Raw genomic sequence first — 22,522 nt, forward strand, 5'->3', positions numbered from 1 at the left:
ACCGGGAGGCAGCAAGGCAGGACCGAGGCCCCGGCCGGGGAGGCCACGGCAGGGCCGCGGCCCCCGGCCGGCGTCCCGGTCAGTCCTCGCCCTCCAGGTCACCCTCGGACTCCAGGAACACCTGGCGCAGCGCTTCGAGCACCGCCGGGTCGGGCTTCTCCCACATGCCCCGGGACTCCGCCTCCAGAAGGCGCTCCGCGATGCCGTGGAGGGCCCACGGGTTGGCCTGCTGGAGGAACTCGCGGTTCGTCGGGTCCAGGACGTACGTCTCGGTCAGCTTGTCGTACATCCAGTCCGCGACCACGCCCGTCGTCGCGTCGTAACCGAAGAGGTAGTCGACCGTCGCCGCGAGCTCGAAGGCGCCCTTGTAGCCGTGGCGGCGCATCGCCTCGATCCACTTCGGGTTGACCACCCGGGCGCGGAAGACCCGGGACGTCTCCTCGACCAGGGTGCGGGTGCGGACCGTCTCGGGGCGGGTCGAGTCGCCGATGTACGCCTCGGGGGCGGTGCCCTTCAGCGCGCGCACGGTCGCGACCATGCCGCCGTGGTACTGGAAGTAGTCGTCGGAGTCCGCGATGTCGTGCTCACGGGTGTCGGTGTTCTTCGCCGCCACCGCGATCCGCTTGTACGCGGTCTCCATCTCGTCGCGGGCGGGACGTCCGTCCAGCTCACGGCCGTAGGCGTAGCCGCCCCAGACCGTGTACACCTCGGCGAGGTCGGCGTCCGTGCGCCAGTCGCGGGAGTCGATGAGCTGGAGCAGCCCGGCACCGTACGTCCCCGGCCGGGAGCCGAAGATACGGGTGGTGGCCCGCCGCTCGTCCCCGTGTTCGGCCAGGTCGGCCTGGGTGTGGGCGCGTACGAAGTTCCGCTCGGCGGGCTCGTCGAGGGAGGCCGCCAGGCGTACGGCGTCGTCGAGCAGGCCGATGGTGTGCGGGAACGCGTCGCGGAAGAAGCCGGAGATGCGCAGCGTGACGTCGATACGGGGCCGGCCCAGCTCCTCGTACGGGATCGGCTCCAGGCCGGTGACACGGCGCGAGGCGTCGTCCCAGACGGGGCGCACGCCGAGCAGCGCGAACGCCTCCGCGATGTCGTCGCCCGCGGTGCGCATCGCGCTGGTGCCCCACAGGGAGAGGCCGACGGAGGTGGGCCAGTCGCCGTTGTCGGCGCGGTAGCGCTCCAGGAGCGAGTCGGCGAGGGCCTGACCGGTCTCCCACGCGAGGCGGGAGGGGACGGCCTTCGGGTCGACGGAGTAGAAGTTACGGCCGGTCGGCAGGACGTTGACCAGGCCGCGCAGCGGGGAGCCGGACGGGCCGGCCGGGACGAAGCCGCCGTTCAGGGCGTGGACCGCGTGGTCGAGCTCGTCGGTCGTCGCGGCGAGCCGGGGCACGACCTCGCGGGCGGCGAAGTCGAGGATGTCGGCGACCGCCTGGGGGTGCCTCTCGGCCACACCGGCGACGGCCGCCGGGTCCCAGTCCGCGTCGTCCATGGCCTGGACGAGCCCGCGGGCCTGCTCCTCGACCGTGTCGGCGGCGGTGCGGGTGGCGGCGGACTCGTCGAGGCCGAGGGCCTCGCGCAGGCCGGGCAGCGAGGCCGTACCGCCCCAGATCTGGCGGGCGCGCAGGACCGCGAGGACCAGGTTGACGCGGTCCTTGCCGGCCGGGGCGGCGCCCAGGACGTGCAGGCCGTCGCGGATCTGGACGTCCTTGATCTCACAGAGCCAGCCGTCGAGATGCATGATGAACTCGTCGAAGCCCTCGTCCTCGGGCCGGCCCTCCAGGCCTAGGTCGTGGTCGAGCTTCGCGGCCTGGATGAGGGTCCAGATCTGGGCGCGGACGGCCGGCAGCTTGGCCGGGTCCATCGCGGCGATCTGGGCGTGCTCGTCCAGGAGTTGTTCGAGGCGGGCGATGTCGCCGTAGCTGTCGGCGCGCGCCATCGGCGGCACCAGGTGGTCGACCAGGGTGGCGTGCACCCGGCGCTTGGCCTGGGTGCCCTCGCCGGGGTCGTTGACCAGGAACGGGTAGACCAGCGGCAGATCACCCAGCGCGGCGTCGGGGCCGCACGCGGCGGACAGGCCCGCGTTCTTGCCGGGCAGCCACTCCAGGTTGCCGTGCTTGCCGAGGTGGATCATCGCGTCCGCGCCGAAGCCGTTGTCCTCGGCGGACGCGGCGATCCAGCGGTAGGCGGCCAGGTAGTGGTGCGAGGGCGGGAGATCGGGGTCGTGGTAGATCGCGATCGGGTTCTCGCCGAAGCCGCGCGGCGGCTGGATGAGGATCAGCAGATTGCCGCGGCGCAGGGCGGCGAGCACGATGTCGCCCTCCGGGTTGCGGGACCGGTCGACGAACATCTCGCCGGGCGCCGGGCCCCAGTGCTCCTCCACGGCCTCGCGCAGCTCGGCGGGCAGCGTGGCGAACCAGCGGCGGTAGTCGGCGGCCGGGATCCGGACGGGGTTGCGGGCCAGCTGCTCCTCGGTGAGCCACTCCTGGTCGTGGCCGCCGGCCTCGATCAGCGCGTAGATCAGCTCGTCGCCGTCGCCGGAGACCAGGCCGGGGATCTCCTCCTCGGGCCCGAAGTCGTAACCCTCGGCGCGCAGTCGGCGCAGCAGGGCGACGGCGCTGGCGGGGGTGTCGAGGCCGACCGCGTTGCCGATGCGGGAGTGCTTGGTCGGGTACGCGGACAGGACGAGCGCGATCCGCTTCTCGGCGGCCGGGATGTGCCGGAGCTTCGCGTGCCGTACGGCGATCCCGGCGACCCGGGCGGCCCGCTCGGGGTCGGCGACGTACGCGGGCAGGCCGTCCTCGTCGATCTCCTTGAAGGAGAACGGGACGGTGATCAGGCGGCCGTCGAACTCGGGCACGGCGATCTGGGTGGCGGCGTCGAGCGGGGAGACGCCCTCGTCGTTCTCCTCCCACGCGGCGCGCGGGCTGGTCAGGCAGAGCGCCTGGAGGACGGGTACGTCGAGGCCGGTGAGGGCGCCCGCGTCCCAGGACTCGTCGTCGCCGCCGGCCGAGGCGGTGGCCGGCTTGGTGCCGCCCGCCGCGAGGACGGTGGTCACGATGGCGTCGGCGGCGCGGAGTTCGTCGATGAGCTCGGGCTCCGGCGTGCGCAGCGAGGCGACGTACAGCGGGAGGGGGCGGGCGCCCGCGTCCTCCACGGCGGTGCAGAGCGCCTCGACGAAGGCGGTGTTCCCGCTCATGTGGTGGGCGCGGTAGTAGAGCACCGCGACGGTCGGTCCGGTGACATCCCGCGCGGTCCGCTCCAGCGGGCCCCAGGCGGGGGCCGGGGCGGGCGGCTCGAAGCCGTGGCCGGTGAGCAGCACGGTGTCGGAGAGGAAGCGGGCCAGCTGCTCCAGGTTGGCGGGGCCGCCGTGCGCGAGGTAGGCGTGCGCCTCGGCGGCGATGCCGATCGGCACGGTGGAGGCGGCCATCAGCTGGGCGTCGGGGGCCTGTTCACCGGTGAGGACGACGACGGGACGGCCGGTGGCCAGCACCTGGTCGAGACCGTCCTGCCAGGCGCGGACACCGCCGAGGAGCCGTACGACGACGAGGTCGGTGCCGTCCAGGAGCTGCGGCAGATCGTCGAGGGCGAGCCGGGAAGGGTTGGCGTAGCGGTAGCTGACCGGGCCCTGGGAAGCGCGGGCGCTCAGCAGGTCGGTGTCGGACGTCGACAGGAGCAGGATCATGCGGCGTCAGCCCTTCCTCGGGGTATCCACGCCCCGGGCAGTTGTCGGACGGCTGGAGTTCCTGACTCGCACGGCCTCAGGGGGCCGGGCTCACAGTGGCGGGACCGCGCCGGAATCTCACCGGGCTTCCTCCGTGTCGCCGTCTGGCGATGGCGGGCCGAACGGACCGCCGCTAGGCATAGTAGGCGGCAGGTGGGGGGTCCTGACCAGACGGCCCCCGCCCTGACCGGCGGCGGAGCGGTGTCCCGTACGTCACAGTGACCGTAGGGGCCCGCCACGGTCACGGTCGGTATGCTCGCCGCCATGCCCGCCACCCCCCTGACGACCTCGCCTCCCGGCGATGCGTGTGCCCGGAGCAGCGGCGACGCCTGCCCCGGAGCGCTGCGTCTGCACCGGGCGGACGACGGTGCGCTGGCGCGGATCCGCATACCCGGCGGGGTGCTGACACCCCCTCGGGCAGCGGCGCTGGGGCAGGCCGCCGAGCGCTTCGGTGACGGTGAGCTGCATCTCACCTCCCGGGGAAACGTGCAGCTGCGCGGGCTCGCCCCGGACTGCGGTGCCGAGCTGGCCGGGCTGCTCGACGAGGCGGGACTGCTGCCTTCCGCACGGCACGAACGCGTACGCAACGTGGTCGCGTCCCCGCTCTCCGGACTCGACGGTCTCGGGGCCGTCGACATCCGCCCCTGGCTGACCGGACTGGACCGCCTCCTCTGCGGAAGCGACCGCGCGACGGCACTCTCCGGACGCTTCCTGTTCGCGCTCGACGACGGCCGCGGCGACGTGGACGCCCTCGGCGCCGACCTCACCCTCCTCGGCCACGACGACGGCGCCCTGCTGCGCATCGGGGACGGTGACGCCGTCCTCCGCGTCCCCTCCGCCGACGCCCCCCGCGCCGCGCTGACCGCCGCCGAGGCGTTCCTCGACTCCGCCCGGGACAGCGGCGCCTGGCGGGTGAAGGACCTGCCGGACGCCGTGGCGGCCGGGCTTCCCGCCGAGGCCGTACGACGGCTGCGGCAGGCAGGCGTCGACGTGACCCCGGACCGCCGCCCCCGCACTCCCGAAGCCCTGCCCCCGGCCCCCGGCCCCGTCCCGGGCGGCCGTGGCGAGGCCGCGCTGTCCGTCGGCGTACCGCTGGGACGGCTGGAGCTGACGCAGTGGCGGCTGCTGTCGAGCGCCGGGGAACTGCGCCTCACCCCGTGGCGCGGAGCCGTCGTCACCGGCATCCGGACCGACCGCGCGGCCGGCCTGCTCGACGGCCTCTCCGGGGCCGGCCTGATCACCGGGCCCGGTTCGCCGTGGGCCGGTGTGGGGGCCTGCATCGGACGGCCCGGCTGCGCGAAGTCGCTGGCCGACGTACGGGCCGACGCGGGGGCCGCCGTCGGACCCGCCGGACGGCTCCCTGTGTACTGGTCCGGGTGCGAACGCCGCTGCGGCCATCCCCACGGGGAGTGGATCGACGTCGTCGCCACCCCCGGCGGACACCGGATCTCGCACGTACGAGGCGACCGGACCACCGAGGCGGCCACGGTCCGTGACGACCCGGCCGCGCTCGCCGCGGCCGTGGCGGCGGCACGGGGCACGCGCACCTGACCACCACGCACCACCACCCCCTGTTCGACCTGTTCGATCTGCTCGATGAAGAAAGCGACAGCACTGTGCACCAGTACGAGAAGGACGGACCGGCGATCTACCGCCAGTCCTTCGCCACCATCCGCGCGGAGGCGGATCTGGCAGGGCTGCCCGCCGACGTGAGCCAGGTCGCCGTCCGCATGATCCACGCCTGCGGCATGGTCGACCTCGTACGCGATCTCGCCTTCTCACCGAACGCGGTGGCCGACGCCCGTGCGGCGCTGCGCTCCGGCGCACCGATCCTCTGCGACGTGGCCATGGTCGCCAGCGGGGTCACCCGCAAGCGGCTGCCCGCCGGCAACGAGGTGATCTGCACCCTGTCCGACCCCGCCGTCCCCGACCTGGCGGCGAAGCTCGGCACCACCCGCAGCGCCGCCGCCCTGGAGCTGTGGCGGGACCGGATGGAGGGCGCGGTCGTCGCCGTCGGCAACGCGCCCACCGCGCTCTTCCGGCTGCTGGAGATGATCGAGGAGGGCGCCCCGCGCCCCGCCGCCGTCATCGGCGTGCCCGTCGGCTTCATCGGGGCCGCCGAGTCCAAGGAAGCCCTGGCCGCCCACCCCTCGGGGCTCGAACACCTCGTCGTCCGGGGCAGGCGCGGCGGCAGCGCCATCGCCGCCGCCGCCCTCAACGCGATCGCCAGCGAGGAGGAGTGACCGTGCCCGAGCAGCATCAGACCGGCGGCACGGGACGGCTGTACGGCGTCGGGCTCGGGCCGGGCGATCCTGCCCTGATGACCGTGCGCGCCGTGCAGATCATCGGCGAGGCCGACGTCGTCGCCTACCACTCCGCCCGGCACGGCCGCTCCATCGCCCGCTCGATCGCGCAGCAGTACATCCGCGCCGACCACATCGAGGAGCCGCTGGTCTACCCCGTCACGACGGAGACCACGGACCACCCGGGCGGCTACCGGGGCGCACTGGACGAGTTCTACGCCGAGGCCGCGGCCCGTCTCGCGGTGCACCTCGACGCCGGGCGCACCGTCGCCGTGCTCGCCGAGGGCGACCCGCTCTTCTACGGCTCGTACCAGCACATGCACAAGCGGCTCGCCGGCCGGTACGACACCGAGGTCATCCCCGGTGTCACCTCGGTCAGCGCCGCCGCCGCACGCCTGGGCACCCCGCTCGTCGAGGCCGAGGAGGTGCTGACGATCCTGCCGGGGACCCTTCCGGAGGAGGAGCTGACGGCACGTCTGGCGGCCACGGACTCCGCCGTGGTGATGAAGCTCGGGCGGACGTTCCCCGCCGTGCGCCGCGCGTTCGAGGCATCCGGCCGGCTGTCCGAGGCGCGGTACGTCGAGCGCGCCACCATGGCCGGGGAGCGGACCGGCGAACTGGCCGACACCGACCCGGACTCCGTGCCGTACTTCGCGGTCGCCGTGCTGCCCAGCCGGATCGACGCGCCCCGGCCCTCGCCCGACGCGGGCCCGGGCACCGGCGAGGTCGTCGTGGTCGGCACCGGACCCGCCGGACCGCTCTGGCTGACGCCCGAGACGCGCGGGGCGCTGGCCGCCGCCGACGACCTGGTCGGCTACACGACGTATCTGGACAGGGTGCCGGTGCGGCCGGGCCAGCAGCGCCACGGCTCCGACAACAAGGTCGAGTCCGAACGGGCCGAGTTCGCCCTGGACCTGGCCCGGCGCGGCCGCCGCGTGGCCGTGGTGTCCGGGGGCGACCCGGGGGTCTTCGCGATGGCGACGGCCGTCCTGGAAGTGGCCTCGCAGGACGCGTACACGGACATCGCGGTGCGGGTGCTCCCCGGGGTGACGGCGGCCAACGCCGCAGCCGCCAGGGCCGGTGCGCCGCTGGGTCACGACTACGCCACGCTCTCCCTCTCGGACCGCCTCAAGCCGTGGGAGGTCATCGCGGGGCGACTGCGCGCGGCGGCCACCGCCGACCTCGTCCTGGCGCTGTACAACCCCGGTTCCCGCAGCCGGACCTGGCAGGTCGGCAAGGCCCGCGACCTGCTGCTGGAGCACCGCTCCCCGGACACCCCCGTGGTGCTCGGCCGCGATGTCGGAGGGCCGGCCGAGAGCGTACGGACCGTACGGCTCGCCGATCTGGACCCGGACGAGGTGGACATGCGGACGATCCTCATCGTCGGTTCCTCCCAGACGCGTTGGGAGCGGCGGGGCGACGGGCAGCAGATCGTCTGGACACCGCGCCGCTACCCGGAGGAGTGACGGGGCAGCCGTCCCGGCGACGGGCCGGTGCCGGGCATCGCCCCGGCCCGTTGTCGGACCCCCGTGCCACGATGGCGGTCATGAACGATCCCGTACGTCACATGCCCCCGCTGGACGCCGACGAGCGGACCTCCCTGGAGAGCTGGCTCGACTTCTACCGCGTCACGCTGGCCCAGAAGTGCGACGGCCTGACGGACGACCGGCTCCGTGAGCCGGCCGCCGCCCCGTCGCAGCTCACGCTGCTGGGGCTCGTCCAGCACGCGGCCGAGGTCGAGCGGAACTGGTTCCGCCGGGTCCTCGCCCAGGAGGACGCACCGCCGATCCACGACCCCGGGGCCGACCCGGAGGGCAGGGACGGCGGGTTCGACCTGGCGGAGGACGCGACGTACGCACAGGCCCGTGCCGTGTGGCAGGCGGAGATGGACCGGGCCAGGGAGAACTGCGCGGCCCGCGCGCTCGACGACACCGTCCCGTTCGGCGGTGGCGGCCGGGTCACCCTGCGCTGGATCTACACGCACATGATCGGCGAGTACGCCCGCCACTGCGGCCACGCCGACCTCATCCGGGAACACATCGACGGCCGCACGGGAGTCTGAGTCACGGGGCAGCCGTCACGCCCCCGTGAGGGCCCGCAGCAGGGGAAGTCACGCCCCCGTGAGGTCCCGCAGCAGGGCGAGCGCCTCCTCCGGAGTCCCCGCCACCGGCACGCCCGGCGGTACCGGCGGCCGCCCGACCACCACCACCGGGATGCCGGCCTCGCGGGCGGCGGCCAGCTTGGGAGCGGTCGCGTCGCCGCCGCTGTCCTTCGTGACGAGGACGTCGATGCGATGGCGGCGGATCAGCTCCCGCTCGCCCTCCAGGGAGAACGGCCCCCGGTCCAGCAGCACCTCCATCCGCGCCGGATGCGGGGCGTCGGGGGCGTCCACCGAACGCATCAGGAACCACAGCGAGTCCAGTCCGGCGAACGCCGCGAGACCCATGCGCCCGGTGGTGAGGAAGACACGCGAACCCAGCTCCGGCAGCAGATCCGCCGCGCCCGCCAGGGAGTCGGTGAGGTGCCACCGGTCCCCCTCGACCGGCACCCAGCCGGGCCGCCGGAGGGCCAGCAGGGGAACATGGACTGCGGCGGCGGCCGAGGCCGCGTGGAAACTGATCGTTCCGGCGAAGGGATGGGTGGCGTCGATGACCGCATCGACATGGTGTGCGCGGAGCCACTCGGCCATGCCCTCGGGCCCGCCGAAGCCGCCGACGCGCACCTCGCCGGGCGGCAGCTTCGGATGGGCGACACGTCCCGCGAGTGAGCTGGTCACCCGGATCCCGTCCTCCGCCACCAGGCGTTCGGCGAGCCGGCGGGCCTCCGTCGTGCCGCCGAGGACGAGCAGGTGCAAGGGCATGGGATCGGTCCGTCCATGAGCAGTGAGGCGCACGCCAGTCATGAGCAGTGAGGCGCAGGGCGGACGCACCGCCCAACTCAAGCACACCGGTCTGCGGCCGGGATGGACGACCGGGGCCTGTGCGACGGCGGCGACCACGGCCGCGTACACGGCGCTGCTGACCGGCGAGTTCCCCGATCCGGTGACCATCACCCTGCCCAGGGGCCAGACCCCCGCCTTCGCCCTCGCGGTGGAGGAGCTCTCCGAGGGGCGGGCCACCGCAGGCGTGGTCAAGGACGCGGGCGACGACCCCGATGTCACCCACGGAGCGCTGGTGCGGTCCACCGTGCGGCTCCTGCCGGCGGGGTCCGGAGTGGTGTTCCGGGCCGGACCGGGCGTGGGGACGGTGACCCTCCCCGGGCTGCCGCTCGATGTCGGCGAGCCCGCGATCAACCCCGTCCCGCGCCAGATGATGCGGGACCACATCGCGCGGGTGGCGGCGGAGCACGGCGGTACCGGCGACGTCGAGATCACGGTCTCGGTGGACGACGGCGAGGAGATCGCACGTTTCACGTGGAACATTCGCCTGGGCATCCTGGGCGGGATCTCGATCCTGGGCACCACGGGCATCGTGGTGCCGTACTCCTGCTCGGCCTGGATCGACTCGATCCGCCGGGGGGTGGACGTGGCGCTCGCGGCCGGGCACCGGCATGTCGCGGGGTGCACGGGCTCGACCTCGGAGAAGACGGTGGTCGCCGAGTACGGGCTGCCGGAGATCGCCCTGCTCGACATGGGCGACTTCGCGGGCGCGGTCCTGAAGTACGTACGCCGGCACCCCGTGGAGCGGCTGACCATCTGCGGCGGGTTCGCCAAGCTGTCCAAGCTGGCCGCCGGGCATCTGGACCTGCACTCGGGCCGCTCCCAGGTCGACAAACCGTTCCTGGCGCGGCTGGCACGGCAGGGCGGAGCGAGCGAGTCGCTGGCGGCGGAGATCGAGGTCGCCAACACCGGCCTCGCGGCGCTCCAGCTCTGCACGGCGGCCGGGGTGCCGCTGGGCGACCTGGTCGCGGTGGCCGCCCGGGACCAGGCGCTGTCGGTGCTGCGGGGGGCGCCGGTGGCGGTCGACGTGATCTGCATCGACCGGGCGGGGGCCGTCGTGGGGCGCAGCGAGGCGTCCTAGCGAGACACGCACGGTGAGGCGTCCCGAGGTGGGCGCCCCGCCGCTCCGTCAGCAGGTGTGGCGGTCCCGGGCCGGGGAGTAGAGGTGGCTGTCGCGGAACTGCTCCGCGCCCAGCGTCCGGCCGACCATGATCACGGCGGTCCGGATCACCCCGGCCTCCTTCACCTGCTCCGCGATGGAGTCCAGCGTGCCGCGCAGGATGATCTCGTCCGGGCGCGAGGCCATGGCGACCACGGCGGTGGGGCAGTCCGCGCCGTAGTGCGGCAGCAGCTCGTCGACGACCCGGTCCACGTACCGCGCCGCGAGGTGCAGCACGATCAGCGCGCCGCTGCGGCCCAGCGTGGCCAGGTCCTCGCCCTCGGGCATCGCGGTGGCCCGCTGGGCGATCCGGGTGAGGATGACGGTCTGGCCGACCGTGGGCACGGTCAGCTCCCGCTTGAGCGCCGCAGCGGCGGCGGCGAACGCGGGGACGCCGGGCACCACCTCGTACGGAACACCCGCCTCGTCGAGGCGCCGCATCTGCTCGTTGACGGCGCTGAAGACCGACGGGTCGCCCGAGTGCAGCCGGGCCACGTCATGGCCCTCCTGGTGGGCCCGCACCAGCTCGGCGGTGATCTGGTCGATGTCGAGCAGCGCCGTGTCCACGAGCCGGGCGTCCGCCGGGCATTCGGCGAGCAGTTCGCGCGGGACGAGGCTGCCCGCGTACAGGCAGACCGGGCTGGCGGCGAGGACACGGGCGCCGCGCACCGTGATCAGGTCGGCGGCGCCGGGGCCCGCGCCGATGAAGTACACGGTCATCTGTCGTCTCCTGGAGCGTGCGGGGTTTTCTGTACGGACCACTGGGTGACGGGCATGGCCTGGCGCCAGCCGGTGAACCCGCCGACGGGCACGGCATGGGCCACCGCGAGCCGGACCAGGTCACCGCCGAACCGGCGGTACCACTCGGCGAGCAGCGCCTCCGACTCCATCGTCACCGTGTTGGCGACCAGCCGGCCGCCCGGGGGGAGCGCGTCCCAGCAGGCATCGAGCAGTCCCGGAGCGGTCAGCCCGCCGCCGATGAACACGGCGTCGGGTACGGGGAGTCCGGCCAGGGCGTCCGGGGCGCGGCCGGTGACCACGTGCAGCCCGGGGACGCCGAGCCGGTCCGCGTTACGGGCGATGCGCGCCGCCCGTACCGGGTCGCGTTCCACGGTGACGGCGCGGCAGGAGGGGTGGGTCCGCATCCACTCCGCCGCGATCGATCCCGAGCCGCCGCCGATGTCCCACAGGAGCTCACCGGGGGCGGGCGCGAGCACCCCGAGCGTGGCGGCCCTGACATGGCGCTTGGTGAGCTGGCCGTCGTGCTCGTACGCCTCGTCCGGGAGCCCGGGCACGGCTCCGAGGCGCAGGGCGTCCGGGGTGCTCCGGCAGTCCACGGCGATGACGTTGAGCGGGTCCCCCGGCGGGTGCTCCCAGGTGTCGGCGGTGCCGTCCAGGCAGTCCTCGGCCGGTGACCCGAGCTGTTCGAGCACCCGCATCCGGCTGGGCCCGAAGCCCCGCTCCCGCAGCAGGGCGGCCACGGCGGCGGGTGTGGTGGCGTCGGCGGAGAGCACCAGCAGCCGGCGCCCGTCGTGCAACGCTGCGGCCAGCCGTGCCGTGGGCCGGCCGACGAGGGTGACGGTCCCGGTGTCCTCCACCGGCCAGCCGAGCCGGGCACAGGCGTACGACACGGAGGACGGGTGCGGCAGCACCCGGAGGGCCCCGGCGCCCAGCTCCTCGGTGAGGGCCCGGCCGATGCCGTAGAACATGGGGTCGCCGCTGGCGAGCACGGCGGTCCTGCTCCCGGCGTGCGCGGCGAGCAGCCCGCGCACGGCGGGCCGCAGGGGCGAGGGCCAGGTCACCCGCAGGCCACCGCAGTCCGGCGGGAGCAGGCCCAGCTGGCGCTCACCGCCGATCAGGACCTCCGCGTCCCGGAGCACCGCGCGGGCGCTCTCCGGCAGGCCCGGCCAGCCGTCGGCACCGATGCCCACGACACTCACGGCGGACACGGGCGCCGGGACGGCGGGCGGGGGTGACACGGGTGACACAGCCGGTACCTCGGGGTCGGTGGGACGGACGCAGCCGAACTCTACGGGGACCGCTCCCGGGCCCGTGCGGCGGAGTGATTCCGGAAAAACCTCCCGCGTGGTGTCGAGAACCGGTCGCCGGCTTCGACGTCCCCTGTGAGAGTCGCCCACACCGGGCGGCGAACCGAGAACCGAGGAGCGACACCATGAAGTACCTCGTGATGGTTCTGGCCACGCAGGCCGACTACGACGCCATGAACGGCAAGCCCTCGCCCGGGAGCCCCGCCTGGAGCGAGGAGGACATGCGGAAGATGTTCGCCTTCATGGAAGGGGTCAACAACGACCTGGCCGAATCCGGCGAGATGATCGACGCCCAGGGCCTGGCCGATCCCGCCCGGACGCGCGCGGTGCTGCCGGGCGCGGACGGCAGGCCGGTCGTCACGGACGGCCCGTACGGGGAGACCAAGGAGCAGCTCGCCGGGTTCTGGGTGCTCGACTGCGAGAGCCTGGAGAGGGTCACCGAGATCGCCGCACGCGTCGGACAGTGTCCGCAGCCCGAGGGAGCGCCCGTCTACCCGGTGCTGATCAGGCCGATGGACGCGGCGAGCGACCCGCAGGGGGCCGCCGGCTGAGAGGAGCCGTGTGAACGCCGGACCGACCGGGATCGAGAACCTGCTGCGCCACCACGCGCCGCAGGTCCTCGGCGCGCTCGTCCGCCGCTACGGCCACTTCGACACGGCGGAGGACGCCGTGCAGGAGGCGATGCTCGCCGCGTACCGGCAGTGGCCCGTCCGGGGACTGCCGGAGAATCCGCGCGGCTGGCTCATCAGGACCGCGTCCAGGCGGCTGACGGACCAGCTGCGCCACGGCTCCGCACGGCGGCGGCGCGAGGAGAAGGCCGCCGCGCTCACGCCCCGCGACGCGTTCACGGCCCCGCCGAACGGGGAGAGCCGGGCGCCCTCCGCCGACGACACCCTCACCCTGCTCTTCCTCCGCTGCCACCCCGAGCTGTCCCCCGCCGCCCAGATCGCGCTGACCCCGCGCGCGGTCGGCGGCCTGACGACGGCCGAGATCGCCCGGGCCCATCTGGTGCCCGAGGCGACGATGGCCATGGGGGTCCCCCCATGCCCTTCAGGCTATGGGGGAGGATCAGCCGGGCCAAGCAGAAGGTGCGGGGTGTGCCGTTCCGGCAGCCGGGGCCCGCCGACCGCGACCTCCGGCTCGCGGCGGTGCTCCAGGTGCTCTACCTGACCTTCAACGAGGGCTACACCGCCTCGTCCGGCAGCGATCTGCACCGCGCCGACCTGGCCCGGGAGGTGATCCGGCTGACCCGTGCCGTGCGCGGGCTGCTCCCCCGGGACGGACGGGTGACGGGGCTGCTGGCCCTGATGGTGCTCACCGAGGCCCGCAGCGCCGCCCGCACAGGACCGCACGGCGAACTGGTCCCGCTCGACGAGCAGGACCGCACCCTCTGGGACAGGGCCGCCGTCGACGAGGGCACCGCCCTGGTGGAGGAGGCGCTCTCCGAAGGACCCGCCGGGGCGTACCAGCTCCAGGCGGCGATCGCGGCGCTCCACGACGAGGCCCGCCGCGCCGAGGACACCGACTGGCCGCAGATCCTCGCCCTGTACGACCTCCTCGTGCACCGCACCCCGGAGCCGATGGCGGAGCTCAGCCGGGCGGTGGCGCTCGCCATGGTCCAGGGCCCCCGGGCCGGTCTCGCGGCCGTGGCGGCCGTGGAGGGCCGGCTGGCGGGCCACCAGCGGCTCGACGCCGTACGAGCCCATCTGCTGGAGAAGGCCGGGGACCACGAGGCGGCCCGCGCCGCCTACCGGCGGGCGGCGGACCACACGCTCAGCACACCCGAGGCCCGCTATCTGCGGCTGCGGGCGGCCCGGCTGCCGCCGCCGGCCGACGGGAGCACCGGGTAGCGGGCGCCCGCACGCCCCCCACCGAGTCGCCGATCCCGCACACTCTGGCGATCATCGAAGACATGACCAAGAGCGACAACGGCAAGGCCCGCACCGTGCGGATCGCCCAGGAACCCGAGGCGGACGAGCTGCTGGGCCGCAGTCCGCTGGCCGCCCTCGTCGGCATGCTGCTGGACCAGCAGGTGCCGATGGAATGGGCGTTCACCGGCCCGTTCACGCTGGCCCGGCGCATGGGATCGGACGATCTGGACGCCCGGGAGATCGCCGCGTACGACCCGGACGCCTTCACCGAGCTGTTCACCACGAAACCGGCCCTGCACCGCTATCCGGGCTCCATGGCCAAGCGGGTGCAGCAGCTCTGCCAGTACCTGGTGGACGAGTACGACGGGCGGCCCGAGGCGGTCTGGTCGGACGCCGCCACCGGGGCCGAGCTGCTGAAACGCCTCAACGCGCTGCCCGGCTTCGGCACCCAGAAGGCCCAGATCTTCCTCGCGCTGCTGGGCAAGCAGTTCGACGTACGCCCGACGGGCTGGCGGGAGGCCGCCGGGGCGTACGGCGACGAGGGCTCGCACCGCTCGGTGGCCGACATCACCGGCCCCGAGTCGCTCGCCGAGGTGCGGGCGTTCAAGCAGCGGGCCAAGGCGGCGGCCAGGGCGGGCCGGTCCGTCTGACGGCGCCCCTCCACCCCGGAACGGCCCCATGACGTTCACCTCCCCACCGGAAGGACTCCCGTGCGCGCACCACGTCGCAGAGCCACGGCGGTGGCGGCCGCCGCCGCCCTGGCCACCCCGCTCCTCCTCGCCGCCGGCCCCACCGACGACGCCGACGACCTCGCGCGGCGGCTGGTCGACCGCGCGTCGGCCGAGGACGCGTACCGGCACCTGGAGCGGTTCCAGGCCCTCGCCGACGAGGCGGACGGCCACCGCGCGGCCGGCTCGGCCGGGTACGACGCCTCCGCCGCCTACGTCCACCGGCTGCTCCGGAAGGCCGGGTACCGGGTCGGCTACCAGGCGTTCGACTTCGTCTACACGGAGACGCTCGCCGAGAAGCTCTCCGTGGTCTCCCCCACGGCCCGCTCCATCACCATCAGGGCCATGACGTACACCGCCTCCACCGAGGAGGGCGGCATCACGGCGGCCCTCGCCACCGTCCCCACCGACGCCACCACGGGCTGCGAGGCGTCCGACTACGCGGCGGACGGATTCACCGGGAAGATCGCCCTGATCGAACGGGGCGGCTGCTCCTTCGCCGAGAAGCAGGCGGCGGCCGCGAAGGCCGGGGCGGTCGGCGCGGTGATCTACAACAACACCGAGGGAGCCCTCTCCGGCACCCTGGGCGACGCCGGGTCCGGGAAGATCCCCACCGGCGGAGTCACCCGGGCCGAGGGCGAGAAGCTCGTCGCGGAGGTGGCGAAGGGCGAGGTGAAGGTCTCCCTGGAGATCCGCGAGTTCCGCGAGGAGCGGGTCACCCGCAACGTCGTCGCCGAGACCCCCGGCGGGAACGCAGCGAAGACCGTCATGCTCGGCGCCCACCTCGACTCGGTCACCGACGGTCCCGGCATCAACGACAACGGGTCCGGCTCCGCGGGCCTCCTCGAAGTCGCCCTGGAACTGGCCGGTTCGCACCGGACGCCCGCCAACAAGGTGCGGTTCGCCTGGTGGTCGGCGGAGGAGAACGGCCTGCTGGGCTCGGAGGCGTACGTCGCGGAACTCTCCGACGCCCAGCGCGAACAGATCGCGCTCTACCTCAACTTCGACATGATCGCCTCACCCAACGGCGCGCAGTTCGTCTTCGACGGCGACGACTCCGACAAGACGGGCGCCGGCCCAGGCCCCGAGGGATCGGCCCAGCTGGAGCGGGACATCAACGCGTTCCTGGACGGCCGGGGCAAGCCGCACACCGGCACGGACTTCAGCGGGCGCTCCGACTACGGGCCGTTCATCGAGGCCGGCATCCCGGCCGGCGGTACGGACACGGGCGCCGAGGGCATCAAGACGGCCGCGCAGGCCGAGACGTACGGCGGAACGGCGGGCGTCGCCTACGACCCCTGCTACCACGCGGCCTGCGACGACCTGGACAACATCGACATGGACCACTTCGAGACCAACATCGACGTGATCGCCCACGCCGTGGGCACCTACGCCCACGATCTGGGCTCCCTCACCCGCCCCGTCCCCTCCGCGTCCGCCACCGGCGAGGCGCGCGACGGCGGGGACTCCCGCACGGGGCAGGGCCACGGCGTCACCGAGTAACCGGGGCACGCTCACAAGCGCGCCTCACAAACATCACAGACGGTGTGCCTGTCTGGGGTATTTCATCCCGTTTCGACCCGCATCGCAGTCGTGTTCCCTGGCTGCGCCCGGAGGCCCTCGCCCGGTAGGCTTTCCGTGTGATCTTCAAGCGCATCGGAAATGGGCGGCCATATCCCGACCACGGCCGGGAAACTACCCGACAGTGGGCGGATGTCGCGCCGCGTCCGGTCCGCCTGGACCAGCTGGTGACCACCAAGGGCCAGCTGGACCTCGAGACCCTGCTCGCCGAGGACTCCACGTTCTACGGCGACCTGTTCGCCCACGTCGTGAAGTGGCAGGGCGACCTCTACCTCGAGGACGGGCTGCACCGTGCCGTACGAGCCGCCCTGCAGCAGCGCCAGGTGCTGCACGCACGCGTGCTCGAACTGGGCTGAACCCGCCACTCCCACCCATGGAGCATTTCGGGCCTTTCGGGTGCTTTTATGCTCGTACGGGTGCCATAGGTTGATCGTTTAGTAGGCATCATCACCAGGTCGCACTACGCTGCGGCCATGAGCATGCTGACCCCTCCCGGCATGGGCGGAAAGTACCGCATCACGGGTAACACCTACCCCCGCATGCGCCGCCCCCGTCATCGCCGCAAACTGGTCCTCTCGGCGGGCGCCGCCCTGGTGGCCCTCGGCCTGGCCGGTTGGGGCACGCTCCAGATCGTCGACGTCTTCACCGGCGGCGACAAACAGGCCAGCGCCGCCGACCGCCCGAAGGCCTGCCCCACCCCGAGCGCCTCGACGGCAGCGAAGGTGCTCCCGAAGCCGGCCGCCATCAAGGTCAACATCTACAACGCCACGCCCCGCAGCGGGCTGGCCAAGGCCGCGGCGGACGAGCTCAAGAAGCGCGGCTTCACCATCGGCAAGGTGGACAACGCCCCGGCCGCCTACGACAAGAAGGTGCCGGGCACCGGCATGCTGCTCGGCGGCCCGACGGCCATGAACGGCTCGTTCCCCGTGCTCGCCACACAGCTGCCGGGTGCCGCACAGAAGACCGACACCCGCAGCACGGCGGACGTCGATCTGATCATCGGTACGAAGTTCAAGGCGTTCAGCACGCCCGCGGCGGCGGCGACGGCCCTCACGGCCCTGACCAAGCCGTCCCCGGCGCCGTCCTCCTGCTGAGGCGCCGGCCGAGGCCTGAGGCGCCGGCCGAGGCCCGGGGCGGCCGGACCGGGCCGCAGGGCCCGGCCTCCGGGCCGCCCGGCGGTGCCGTGCGTCAGCCGGCGGTGCCGTACATCCGGTCACCGGCGTCGCCGAGCCCCGGCACGATGTAGCCGTTCTCGTTCAGCCGCTCGTCGACCGAGGCGGTGACCACGGTGACGGGTGTGCCCGCCAGCTCGCGCTCCATCACCTCGACGCCCTCGGGCGCCGCGAGCAGCACGACCGCGGTCACGTCGTCGGCGCCGCGCTTGATCAGCTCCCGGATGGCCGCGACGAGCGTGCCGCCGGTGGCCAGCATCGGGTCCAGGACGTAGACCTGACGGCCGGAGAGGTCCTCGGGCATCCGCGTGGCGTACGTCTCCGCCTGGAGCGTCTCCTCGTTGCGGATCATGCCAAGGAAGCCGACCTCGGCCGTCGGGAGCAGCCGCACCATGCCGTCCAGCATGCCGAGACCGGCGCGCAGGATCGGGACGACCAGGGGGCGCGGGTGCGACAGCCGCACACCCGTCGTGGGCGTCACCGGGGTCTCGATGTCGACCTGCTCGGTCCGCACATCCCTGGTGGCCTCGTACGCGAGGAGGGTGACCAGCTCGTCGGCGAGCCGCCGGAAGGTCGGGGAGTCGGTGCGCTTGTCGCGCAGCGTGGTCAGTTTGTGCGCCACCAGCGGGTGGTCGACGACGTGGATCCGCATGCCGTCAACAGTAACCGGGCCCCGGACGCGCTTCTCGCCAGTCCGCACTGGCATCAAGCACCTGTTCGGAGGGAAGGTGGGGAGCAACGGACCCAGGCTTGGGGTGGTGTGTCGATTGCCCGACGGGGAGCAGCGGAATCAGCGGCAGGCCGGACGCGACGCGCGCGGCCTTCCCGACGCGCCGGAGGACGTGCCGGACGCGCAGGAGAGTGAAGCGGCGCGCCGGAGGCGCAGGGCGCAGTTCCTCCGCGAGCTCCACGAGGCGAAGCAGCTGCGCGACCGGGTCCAGCCGCGGCGCGCCCGCGCCGCCCGTATGCGCCAACAGATGCGGATGCGTACGTTCCGCTGGTGAGGGCGGTTCCCGACGCGGCCGGACCGCCCCGCGGAAGCCGCCGGATCACCCTCGGCGGACATGTACTCCGGATAACTGATGGCCGACGCAACGGTCGAAGAGGTCTCGCATCGCGCTCGTTTCTGCCACGATGCCGATTGGGCGGGGCCCAGAGCAGCCGGATGACCGTCTGCCCTCCCGTCGGACCGATTCACCTATGACCAGTGGGAGAGTCACGGTGTACTTCGCCGCACTGCTCGCGCGCACCGAAGACGGGTGGGAAGCGAGCGATACAGAGCTCGACGATGTGGAAACCCTGTCCGACCTGACGGATCTGGCCCGTGAGGCCTCGGTGGACGAGGACACGGTCCTGGTCTACATCGAGCAGGAGGACGCCTGGTTCGGCGTCGTCCGGGTGGACGGTGAGGAGGACCCCCGTATCTACGTCTCGGACGCGTCGTCCGCCGCCCGCTCCTCGTACGGGGAGATCCTGCTCACCGACGAACTGCTCGGCCGCGAACCCGGGGCCGACGACGAGATCGCCGCACTCGAGGAGCTCGTGGACCTCGACGGTACGGAGGACGGCGAGCCCGAAGAAGCCGGGGCAGGTGACGTCGATGCCGCCGCCACCGAACCCGACCTGGACCACGACCCCGACGCCGTACCGGCGGGGCCGCTCGGAGAACTCGGGATCCTCGCCGATCTCGGCCTGTCCGAGAAGGATCTGCTGACCCTGCGCACCGACGCGCTGGTGGAGATCGCGGACGCACTGGGAGCGGCCGAGGTCCTGGAGGCAGTCCGTTAGGGTCCGCGGGTGAACGCACCACCACCCACACCCTCCTCACCGCCTCCCCCCGATCCCGTACGGGACCCGTGGCAGGCACCCATGCGCCATGCCCTGGACGAGGCCGCGCAGGCGGCGTCGGCCGGCGAAGTGCCGGTCGGCGCCGTTGTCCTGGGCCCGGACGGCGCCCTGCTCGCCACCGGTCGCAACGAGCGCGAGGCGACCGACGACCCGACGGCGCACGCCGAGGTCCTGGCACTGCGCCGCGCCGCCGCCGCGCTCGGCTCCTGGCGGCTGACCGGCTGCACGCTGGTCGTCACACTGGAGCCCTGCACGATGTGCGCGGGCGCGCTCGTGCAGTCCCGGGTCGCCCGGGTGGTCTACGGAGCGCGGGACGAGAAGGCCGGAGCCGTCGGCTCGCTCTGGGACGTCGTACGCGACCGCAGGCTCAACCACCGCCCCGAGGTGATCCACGGCGTCCTGGAGGACCGCTGCGCGGGCCTGCTCACGGCGTTCTTCCGGGAGCGCTGAGGCCGTCCGGCGGGGGCTTCGGCCCCTCGGCGGGAATCGGATTTCTGACCAGGGCAGGGAATGGTCTAAGCTCTCTCTCGGTAGCGTGTCCGAGCGGCCGAAGGAGCTCGCCTCGAAAGCGAGTGTGGGGAAACTCACCGTGGGTTCAAATCCCACCGCTACCGCAGAGGATGAAGGGACCGACCCGTAAGGGCCGGTCCCTTCACTGCGTTTCGCCCCTTGTGGCCGCCCAGGATCAGCCGGCCCGGAGCGTCCTGACGCCGCTGGTCTCGAAGTCGTAGATGTTCTGGTTGATGCGCAGGCCGTCCACGGCACCGATCCACATGTGGTCACGGCCCTTGCCCACCGCGGCCGAGTAGATGGTCGCTCCCGTACCGCCGTCGTCGAGGGCGTCCTTGATCTCCGCGAGGGTGCACTCGGCGGCCTGGTTGCAGGCGGGGACCTCGTTGCCCGTGAGGTACCAGTAGCCGGTGGAGGTGGCGTCGATGTATCCGCTCCAGCGGTTCGTCACCGGGGCGGCGTCCGGCACCCACACCAGGGTGGAGTAGTTGTCGGAGGGGAGCGCGGTCAGGTTCGGGTCGATCTCGAACCTGATGTTGGGCATGTTCTCGGCGCCTCCGTAGGCCACGTTCTCCCCGGTCTGGAAGACGTGGAACCCGACCTTCCGCAGGCCCTGCACCGGGTCGCCGTAGAAGTCGACCTCGTTGCCGAAGTCGACCTTCTCGCTGGGAGGGCTCAGCGTGGTGGAGTTGTCCGCCACCTCGATGCCCAGGCTGCCCCGGCCGTAGGGCGGCCGGGCGGCGGGGCCCGTCACGCCGTACGAGCCGAACGGGCCGTTCCTCAGATCGGCGACGGGGGAGCCGATCGTGTTGCGGGTGATCACGCCCCAGTGGTCCACGCCGCGGGCGTGGTCGCCGCCGTTGTCCCCGCCGCTGCCCTCCGCGACGGCGGAGGCCGATCCGGAGAATACCGAGGCGACGATCGCCGCCACTGCCGTGAACGCGAGGGCCTTAGACCGGGCCGTGCCAAAGCGAGTGCTCACACTCAGTCCTTCCACGTAGTTGAAGGGCACCTTGGCGAGCGCCGGGATGCCCGACCGACGCGACGTACACCCCCGCACATAACTGCGGGTGACGGCGCAATCACCATATGGGGGCACAAGCAGCCATCCTGCAACGGGTAGTTCGGGCCGATCGTCACGCTCCGTGCCGAACCGTGGTCGCGGCAGCGGTAATCAGCGCCCAGTCACGGGGTGACGGGCCCGCCGGGCCGTGAGTTCTCGCGGAGTAACGGGAGGCCCATTCGGGGTGGTTGCCCCACCGCCCGGTCCACCGCCGCGTCCGCAGCCTCGCCCACCGCCCCCGTCCGCCGGCCCCGCCCGCCGGACCGGCGAACTCCTCCGCAAATAATTTTGCACGTTCTGCATCTTTGCCTACTATGCACGTTGTGCCGAAGACGACGAACTCCGTGCCCGGGCTGCGGGAGCGCAAGAAACAGGCGACCCGCAGGGCCATCGCCGAGGCGGCCGTCCGGCTCGCCGCCGAGCACGGGGCCGAGAACGTCACCGTCGAGGCCATCAGCGAGGCCGCCGGCGTCTCGCCCAGGACGTTCTTCAACTACTTCCCGAGCCACGACGACGCGTTCGTGCTGGTCGACGACGAGGTGGGCGAGCGGATCAGGGAGTCCGTACGCAGCGCCCCCGCCGACCGGCACCCGCTCGACGTCGTACGCGACGCCCTGGTCACCGAACTCGACGGATTCGAGGGGCGCCAGGAGCTGTGGGCCCTCCAGTCCAAGGTGCTCCAGAGGTCACCCCATCTCATCCAGCACGGGCTGAAAGCACATGTGGCGGACGAGCGGGCCCTCGCCGTCGCCGTCACCGACTGGCTCGACGCGTCCCGGCCCTCGGACGGCCCGTCCGACGCCGGGATCTTTCCCCGGCTCCTCGCCGCCGTCGCCCACACCGCCCTGCGGGTCGCCATCGAGCACTGGTGCGAGCACCCCGGCGAGGTCGTGCTCGCCGACGCCTTCCAGGACGCCTTCGCCCAGCTGGCGCAGGGCCTGCCGCGGCCCCCGGCGTAGCCCGGACCGCAGCCGGCGGCCCCGGCCCGCACCCCACCGACCCCGATCTTCCTCCGTACGTACCGAAGAAGGACACCGTGACCGCAGTCGAGGCGCCTGAGCAGGCGCCCACCTCCATGTCCAACCGTCAGATACTCCAGGCGATGTCCGGCCTGATGGCGGGCATGTTCGTCGCCATCCTCGCGGGTACGGTCGTCGCCAACGCCCTGCCCCGGATCATCGCCGACCTCGGGGCGAGCCAGTCCTCGTACACCTGGGTCGTGACCTCCGAGCTGCTCGCCATGACGGCCACGGTGCCGCTGTGGGGCAAGCTGGCCGACCTCTTCAACCAGAAGCTGCTGCTCCAGCTCTCGCTCGGGCTGTTCGTGGTCGGGTCCCTGGTGGCCGGCTTCTCGCAGGACGTCGTCACCCTGATCATCAGCCGTGTCATCCAGGGCATCGGCGCCGGTGGTCTGACGGCACTGGCCCAGATCGTGATGGCCGCGATCATCCCGCCGCGCCGGCTCGGCAAGTACGCGGGCATCTTCGGCGCGGTCTTCGCCGTCGGCACGGTCGCCGGTCCGCTGATCGGCGGTGTCCTGGTGGACACCTCGTGGCTCGGCTGGCGCTGGTGCTTCTTCATCG

The 22,522-nt window shown here is 73.1% G+C and carries 21 protein-coding genes, 1 tRNA gene, 1 pseudogene and 1 riboswitch; of the genes and pseudogenes, 17 read left to right on the forward strand and 6 right to left on the reverse strand.

Annotated elements, in window-relative coordinates; all coding sequences use genetic code 11:
* Positions 1–79 precede the first annotated feature (79 nt).
* Complete coding sequence (cobN, locus tag JKV81_RS00585; protein ID WP_202074707.1) at positions 80–3,679, reverse strand: cobaltochelatase subunit CobN; 3,600 nt, start codon at positions 3,677–3,679, stop codon at positions 80–82.
* A gap of 55 nt (positions 3,680–3,734) precedes the next feature.
* Positions 3,735–3,811, reverse strand: a riboswitch (cobalamin riboswitch).
* Positions 3,812–3,970: 159 nt separating this feature from the next.
* On the opposite strand from cobN, the gene cobG reads away from it, so the two are divergent.
* The 4 genes from cobG (at position 3,971) to JKV81_RS00605 (ending at position 8,083) form a co-directional block, all read left to right on the forward strand.
* Positions 3,971–5,269, forward strand: a complete 1,299-nt coding sequence (gene cobG, locus JKV81_RS00590) for a precorrin-3B synthase (RefSeq protein WP_202074708.1) — start codon at positions 3,971–3,973, stop codon at positions 5,267–5,269.
* A 65-nt stretch (positions 5,270–5,334) separates the two neighbouring features.
* A complete protein-coding gene (locus JKV81_RS00595; protein ID WP_147984607.1) occupies positions 5,335–5,961 on the forward strand; it encodes a precorrin-8X methylmutase in 627 nt (208 codons plus the stop codon).
* Between the two features lie 2 nt (positions 5,962–5,963).
* A complete protein-coding gene (locus tag JKV81_RS00600) occupies positions 5,964–7,487 on the forward strand; it encodes a precorrin-2 C(20)-methyltransferase (protein WP_129264687.1) in 1,524 nt (507 codons plus the stop codon).
* Between the two features lie 101 nt (positions 7,488–7,588).
* Positions 7,589–8,083: a DinB family protein gene (locus tag JKV81_RS00605; RefSeq protein ID WP_129267064.1), complete on the forward strand. Its 495-nt coding sequence runs from the start codon at positions 7,589–7,591 to the stop codon at positions 8,081–8,083.
* Between the two features lie 48 nt (positions 8,084–8,131).
* Here the strand turns inward: JKV81_RS00605 and JKV81_RS00610 are convergent, their stop codons facing one another.
* Entirely contained in the window at positions 8,132–8,881 is a 750-nt protein-coding gene (locus tag JKV81_RS00610; protein WP_129264686.1) for a cobalt-precorrin-6A reductase, read from the reverse strand.
* Positions 8,882–8,921: 40 nt separating this feature from the next.
* On the opposite strand from JKV81_RS00610, the gene JKV81_RS00615 reads away from it, so the two are divergent.
* Positions 8,922–10,040 carry a cobalt-precorrin-5B (C(1))-methyltransferase gene (locus JKV81_RS00615; protein ID WP_124278002.1) on the forward strand — a complete coding sequence of 373 codons (1,119 nt, stop codon included), beginning with the start codon at positions 8,922–8,924 and terminating at the stop codon, positions 10,038–10,040.
* 48 nt (positions 10,041–10,088) lie between these two features.
* Here JKV81_RS00615 and cobM read toward each other — a convergent pair whose 3' ends face one another.
* Positions 10,089–10,838, reverse strand: a complete 750-nt coding sequence (cobM, locus tag JKV81_RS00620) for a precorrin-4 C(11)-methyltransferase (RefSeq protein WP_129264685.1) — start codon at positions 10,836–10,838, stop codon at positions 10,089–10,091.
* Positions 10,835–12,106, reverse strand: a complete 1,272-nt coding sequence (gene cbiE, locus JKV81_RS00625) for a precorrin-6y C5,15-methyltransferase (decarboxylating) subunit CbiE (RefSeq protein ID WP_202074710.1) — start codon at positions 12,104–12,106, stop codon at positions 10,835–10,837. The genes cobM and cbiE overlap by 4 nt, the downstream gene beginning before the upstream one ends.
* 185 nt (positions 12,107–12,291) lie before the next feature.
* Between cbiE and JKV81_RS00630 the strand changes: the two genes are divergently transcribed.
* The 6 genes and pseudogenes from JKV81_RS00630 (at position 12,292) to JKV81_RS00655 (ending at position 17,440) form a co-directional block, all read left to right on the forward strand.
* Complete coding sequence (locus JKV81_RS00630) at positions 12,292–12,717, forward strand: YciI family protein (protein ID WP_129264683.1); 426 nt, start codon at positions 12,292–12,294, stop codon at positions 12,715–12,717.
* Positions 12,718–12,727: 10 nt separating this feature from the next.
* Positions 12,728–14,016 (forward strand): annotated as a pseudogene (locus JKV81_RS00635) (RNA polymerase sigma factor).
* 62 nt (positions 14,017–14,078) lie between these two features.
* The gene (locus JKV81_RS00640; protein WP_202074711.1) at positions 14,079–14,687 is read left to right on the forward strand and encodes an HhH-GPD-type base excision DNA repair protein; all 609 of its coding nucleotides are present in this window, start codon (positions 14,079–14,081) and stop codon (positions 14,685–14,687) included.
* Positions 14,688–14,747: 60 nt separating this feature from the next.
* Positions 14,748–16,268 (forward strand): M28 family metallopeptidase, encoded by a 1,521-nt coding sequence (locus JKV81_RS00645; RefSeq protein ID WP_202074712.1) that lies wholly within the window; start codon positions 14,748–14,750, stop codon positions 16,266–16,268.
* Between the two features lie 137 nt (positions 16,269–16,405).
* Positions 16,406–16,702: a type II toxin-antitoxin system VapB family antitoxin gene (locus tag JKV81_RS00650; RefSeq protein WP_099173160.1), complete on the forward strand. Its 297-nt coding sequence runs from the start codon at positions 16,406–16,408 to the stop codon at positions 16,700–16,702.
* Positions 16,703–16,843: 141 nt separating this feature from the next.
* Complete coding sequence (locus tag JKV81_RS00655; RefSeq protein ID WP_129267063.1) at positions 16,844–17,440, forward strand: LytR C-terminal domain-containing protein; 597 nt, start codon at positions 16,844–16,846, stop codon at positions 17,438–17,440.
* A gap of 94 nt (positions 17,441–17,534) precedes the next feature.
* Here JKV81_RS00655 and upp read toward each other — a convergent pair whose 3' ends face one another.
* Positions 17,535–18,170 carry a uracil phosphoribosyltransferase gene (gene upp / locus JKV81_RS00660; RefSeq protein WP_099173162.1) on the reverse strand — a complete coding sequence of 212 codons (636 nt, stop codon included), beginning with the start codon at positions 18,168–18,170 and terminating at the stop codon, positions 17,535–17,537.
* Between the two features lie 115 nt (positions 18,171–18,285).
* On the opposite strand from upp, the gene JKV81_RS00665 reads away from it, so the two are divergent.
* From JKV81_RS00665 to JKV81_RS00680, 4 genes are all read left to right on the forward strand, one after another.
* Positions 18,286–18,522 carry a hypothetical protein gene (locus JKV81_RS00665; protein WP_202472620.1) on the forward strand — a complete coding sequence of 79 codons (237 nt, stop codon included), beginning with the start codon at positions 18,286–18,288 and terminating at the stop codon, positions 18,520–18,522.
* 217 nt (positions 18,523–18,739) lie between these two features.
* On the forward strand, positions 18,740–19,306 hold the full coding sequence (locus tag JKV81_RS00670) for a tRNA adenosine deaminase-associated protein (RefSeq protein ID WP_129267062.1): 567 nt from the start codon (positions 18,740–18,742) through the stop codon (positions 19,304–19,306).
* Between the two features lie 81 nt (positions 19,307–19,387).
* Positions 19,388–19,816 carry a tRNA adenosine(34) deaminase TadA gene (tadA, locus tag JKV81_RS00675; RefSeq protein ID WP_129267061.1) on the forward strand — a complete coding sequence of 143 codons (429 nt, stop codon included), beginning with the start codon at positions 19,388–19,390 and terminating at the stop codon, positions 19,814–19,816.
* Between the two features lie 79 nt (positions 19,817–19,895).
* Positions 19,896–19,980, forward strand: a tRNA-Ser gene (locus JKV81_RS00680).
* Between the two features lie 71 nt (positions 19,981–20,051).
* Here the strand turns inward: JKV81_RS00680 and JKV81_RS00685 are convergent.
* A complete protein-coding gene (locus tag JKV81_RS00685) occupies positions 20,052–20,858 on the reverse strand; it encodes a hypothetical protein (RefSeq protein ID WP_236054841.1) in 807 nt (268 codons plus the stop codon).
* Between the two features lie 395 nt (positions 20,859–21,253).
* On the opposite strand from JKV81_RS00685, the gene JKV81_RS00690 reads away from it, so the two are divergent.
* Both JKV81_RS00690 and JKV81_RS00695 read left to right on the forward strand, forming a co-directional pair.
* The gene (locus tag JKV81_RS00690) at positions 21,254–21,898 is read left to right on the forward strand and encodes a TetR family transcriptional regulator (RefSeq protein ID WP_129264679.1); all 645 of its coding nucleotides are present in this window, start codon (positions 21,254–21,256) and stop codon (positions 21,896–21,898) included.
* 116 nt (positions 21,899–22,014) lie between these two features.
* On the forward strand, positions 22,015–22,522 hold a 508-nt coding region (locus JKV81_RS00695), incomplete at its 3' end, for an MFS transporter (protein ID WP_202074714.1).

The organism is Streptomyces silvae (assembly GCF_016745505.1).
Lineage (GTDB): Bacteria > Actinomycetota > Actinomycetes > Streptomycetales > Streptomycetaceae > Streptomyces > Streptomyces silvae.

Excerpts from the sequence above, each read along its gene's own strand:
- JKV81_RS00655 (WP_129267063.1), top strand. The coding sequence starts at position 16,844 with ATGGGCGGAAAGTACCGCATCACGGGTAACACCTACCCCCGCATGCGC.
- JKV81_RS00690 (WP_129264679.1), top strand. The coding sequence starts at position 21,254 with ATGCACGTTGTGCCGAAGACGACGAACTCCGTGCCCGGGCTGCGGGAG.
- cobG (WP_202074708.1), top strand. The coding sequence starts at position 3,971 with ATGCTCGCCGCCATGCCCGCCACCCCCCTGACGACCTCGCCTCCCGGC.
- JKV81_RS00630 (WP_129264683.1), top strand. The coding sequence starts at position 12,292 with ATGAAGTACCTCGTGATGGTTCTGGCCACGCAGGCCGACTACGACGCC.
- JKV81_RS00640 (WP_202074711.1), top strand. The coding sequence starts at position 14,079 with ATGACCAAGAGCGACAACGGCAAGGCCCGCACCGTGCGGATCGCCCAG.
- cobM (WP_129264685.1), bottom strand. The coding sequence starts at position 10,838 with ATGACCGTGTACTTCATCGGCGCGGGCCCCGGCGCCGCCGACCTGATC.
- JKV81_RS00610 (WP_129264686.1), bottom strand. The coding sequence starts at position 8,881 with ATGCCCTTGCACCTGCTCGTCCTCGGCGGCACGACGGAGGCCCGCCGG.
- tadA (WP_129267061.1), top strand. The coding sequence starts at position 19,388 with ATGCGCCATGCCCTGGACGAGGCCGCGCAGGCGGCGTCGGCCGGCGAA.
- JKV81_RS00605 (WP_129267064.1), top strand. The coding sequence starts at position 7,589 with ATGCCCCCGCTGGACGCCGACGAGCGGACCTCCCTGGAGAGCTGGCTC.
- cobN (WP_202074707.1), bottom strand. The coding sequence starts at position 3,679 with ATGATCCTGCTCCTGTCGACGTCCGACACCGACCTGCTGAGCGCCCGC.
- JKV81_RS00615 (WP_124278002.1), top strand. The coding sequence starts at position 8,922 with ATGAGCAGTGAGGCGCAGGGCGGACGCACCGCCCAACTCAAGCACACC.
- upp (WP_099173162.1), bottom strand. The coding sequence starts at position 18,170 with ATGCGGATCCACGTCGTCGACCACCCGCTGGTGGCGCACAAACTGACC.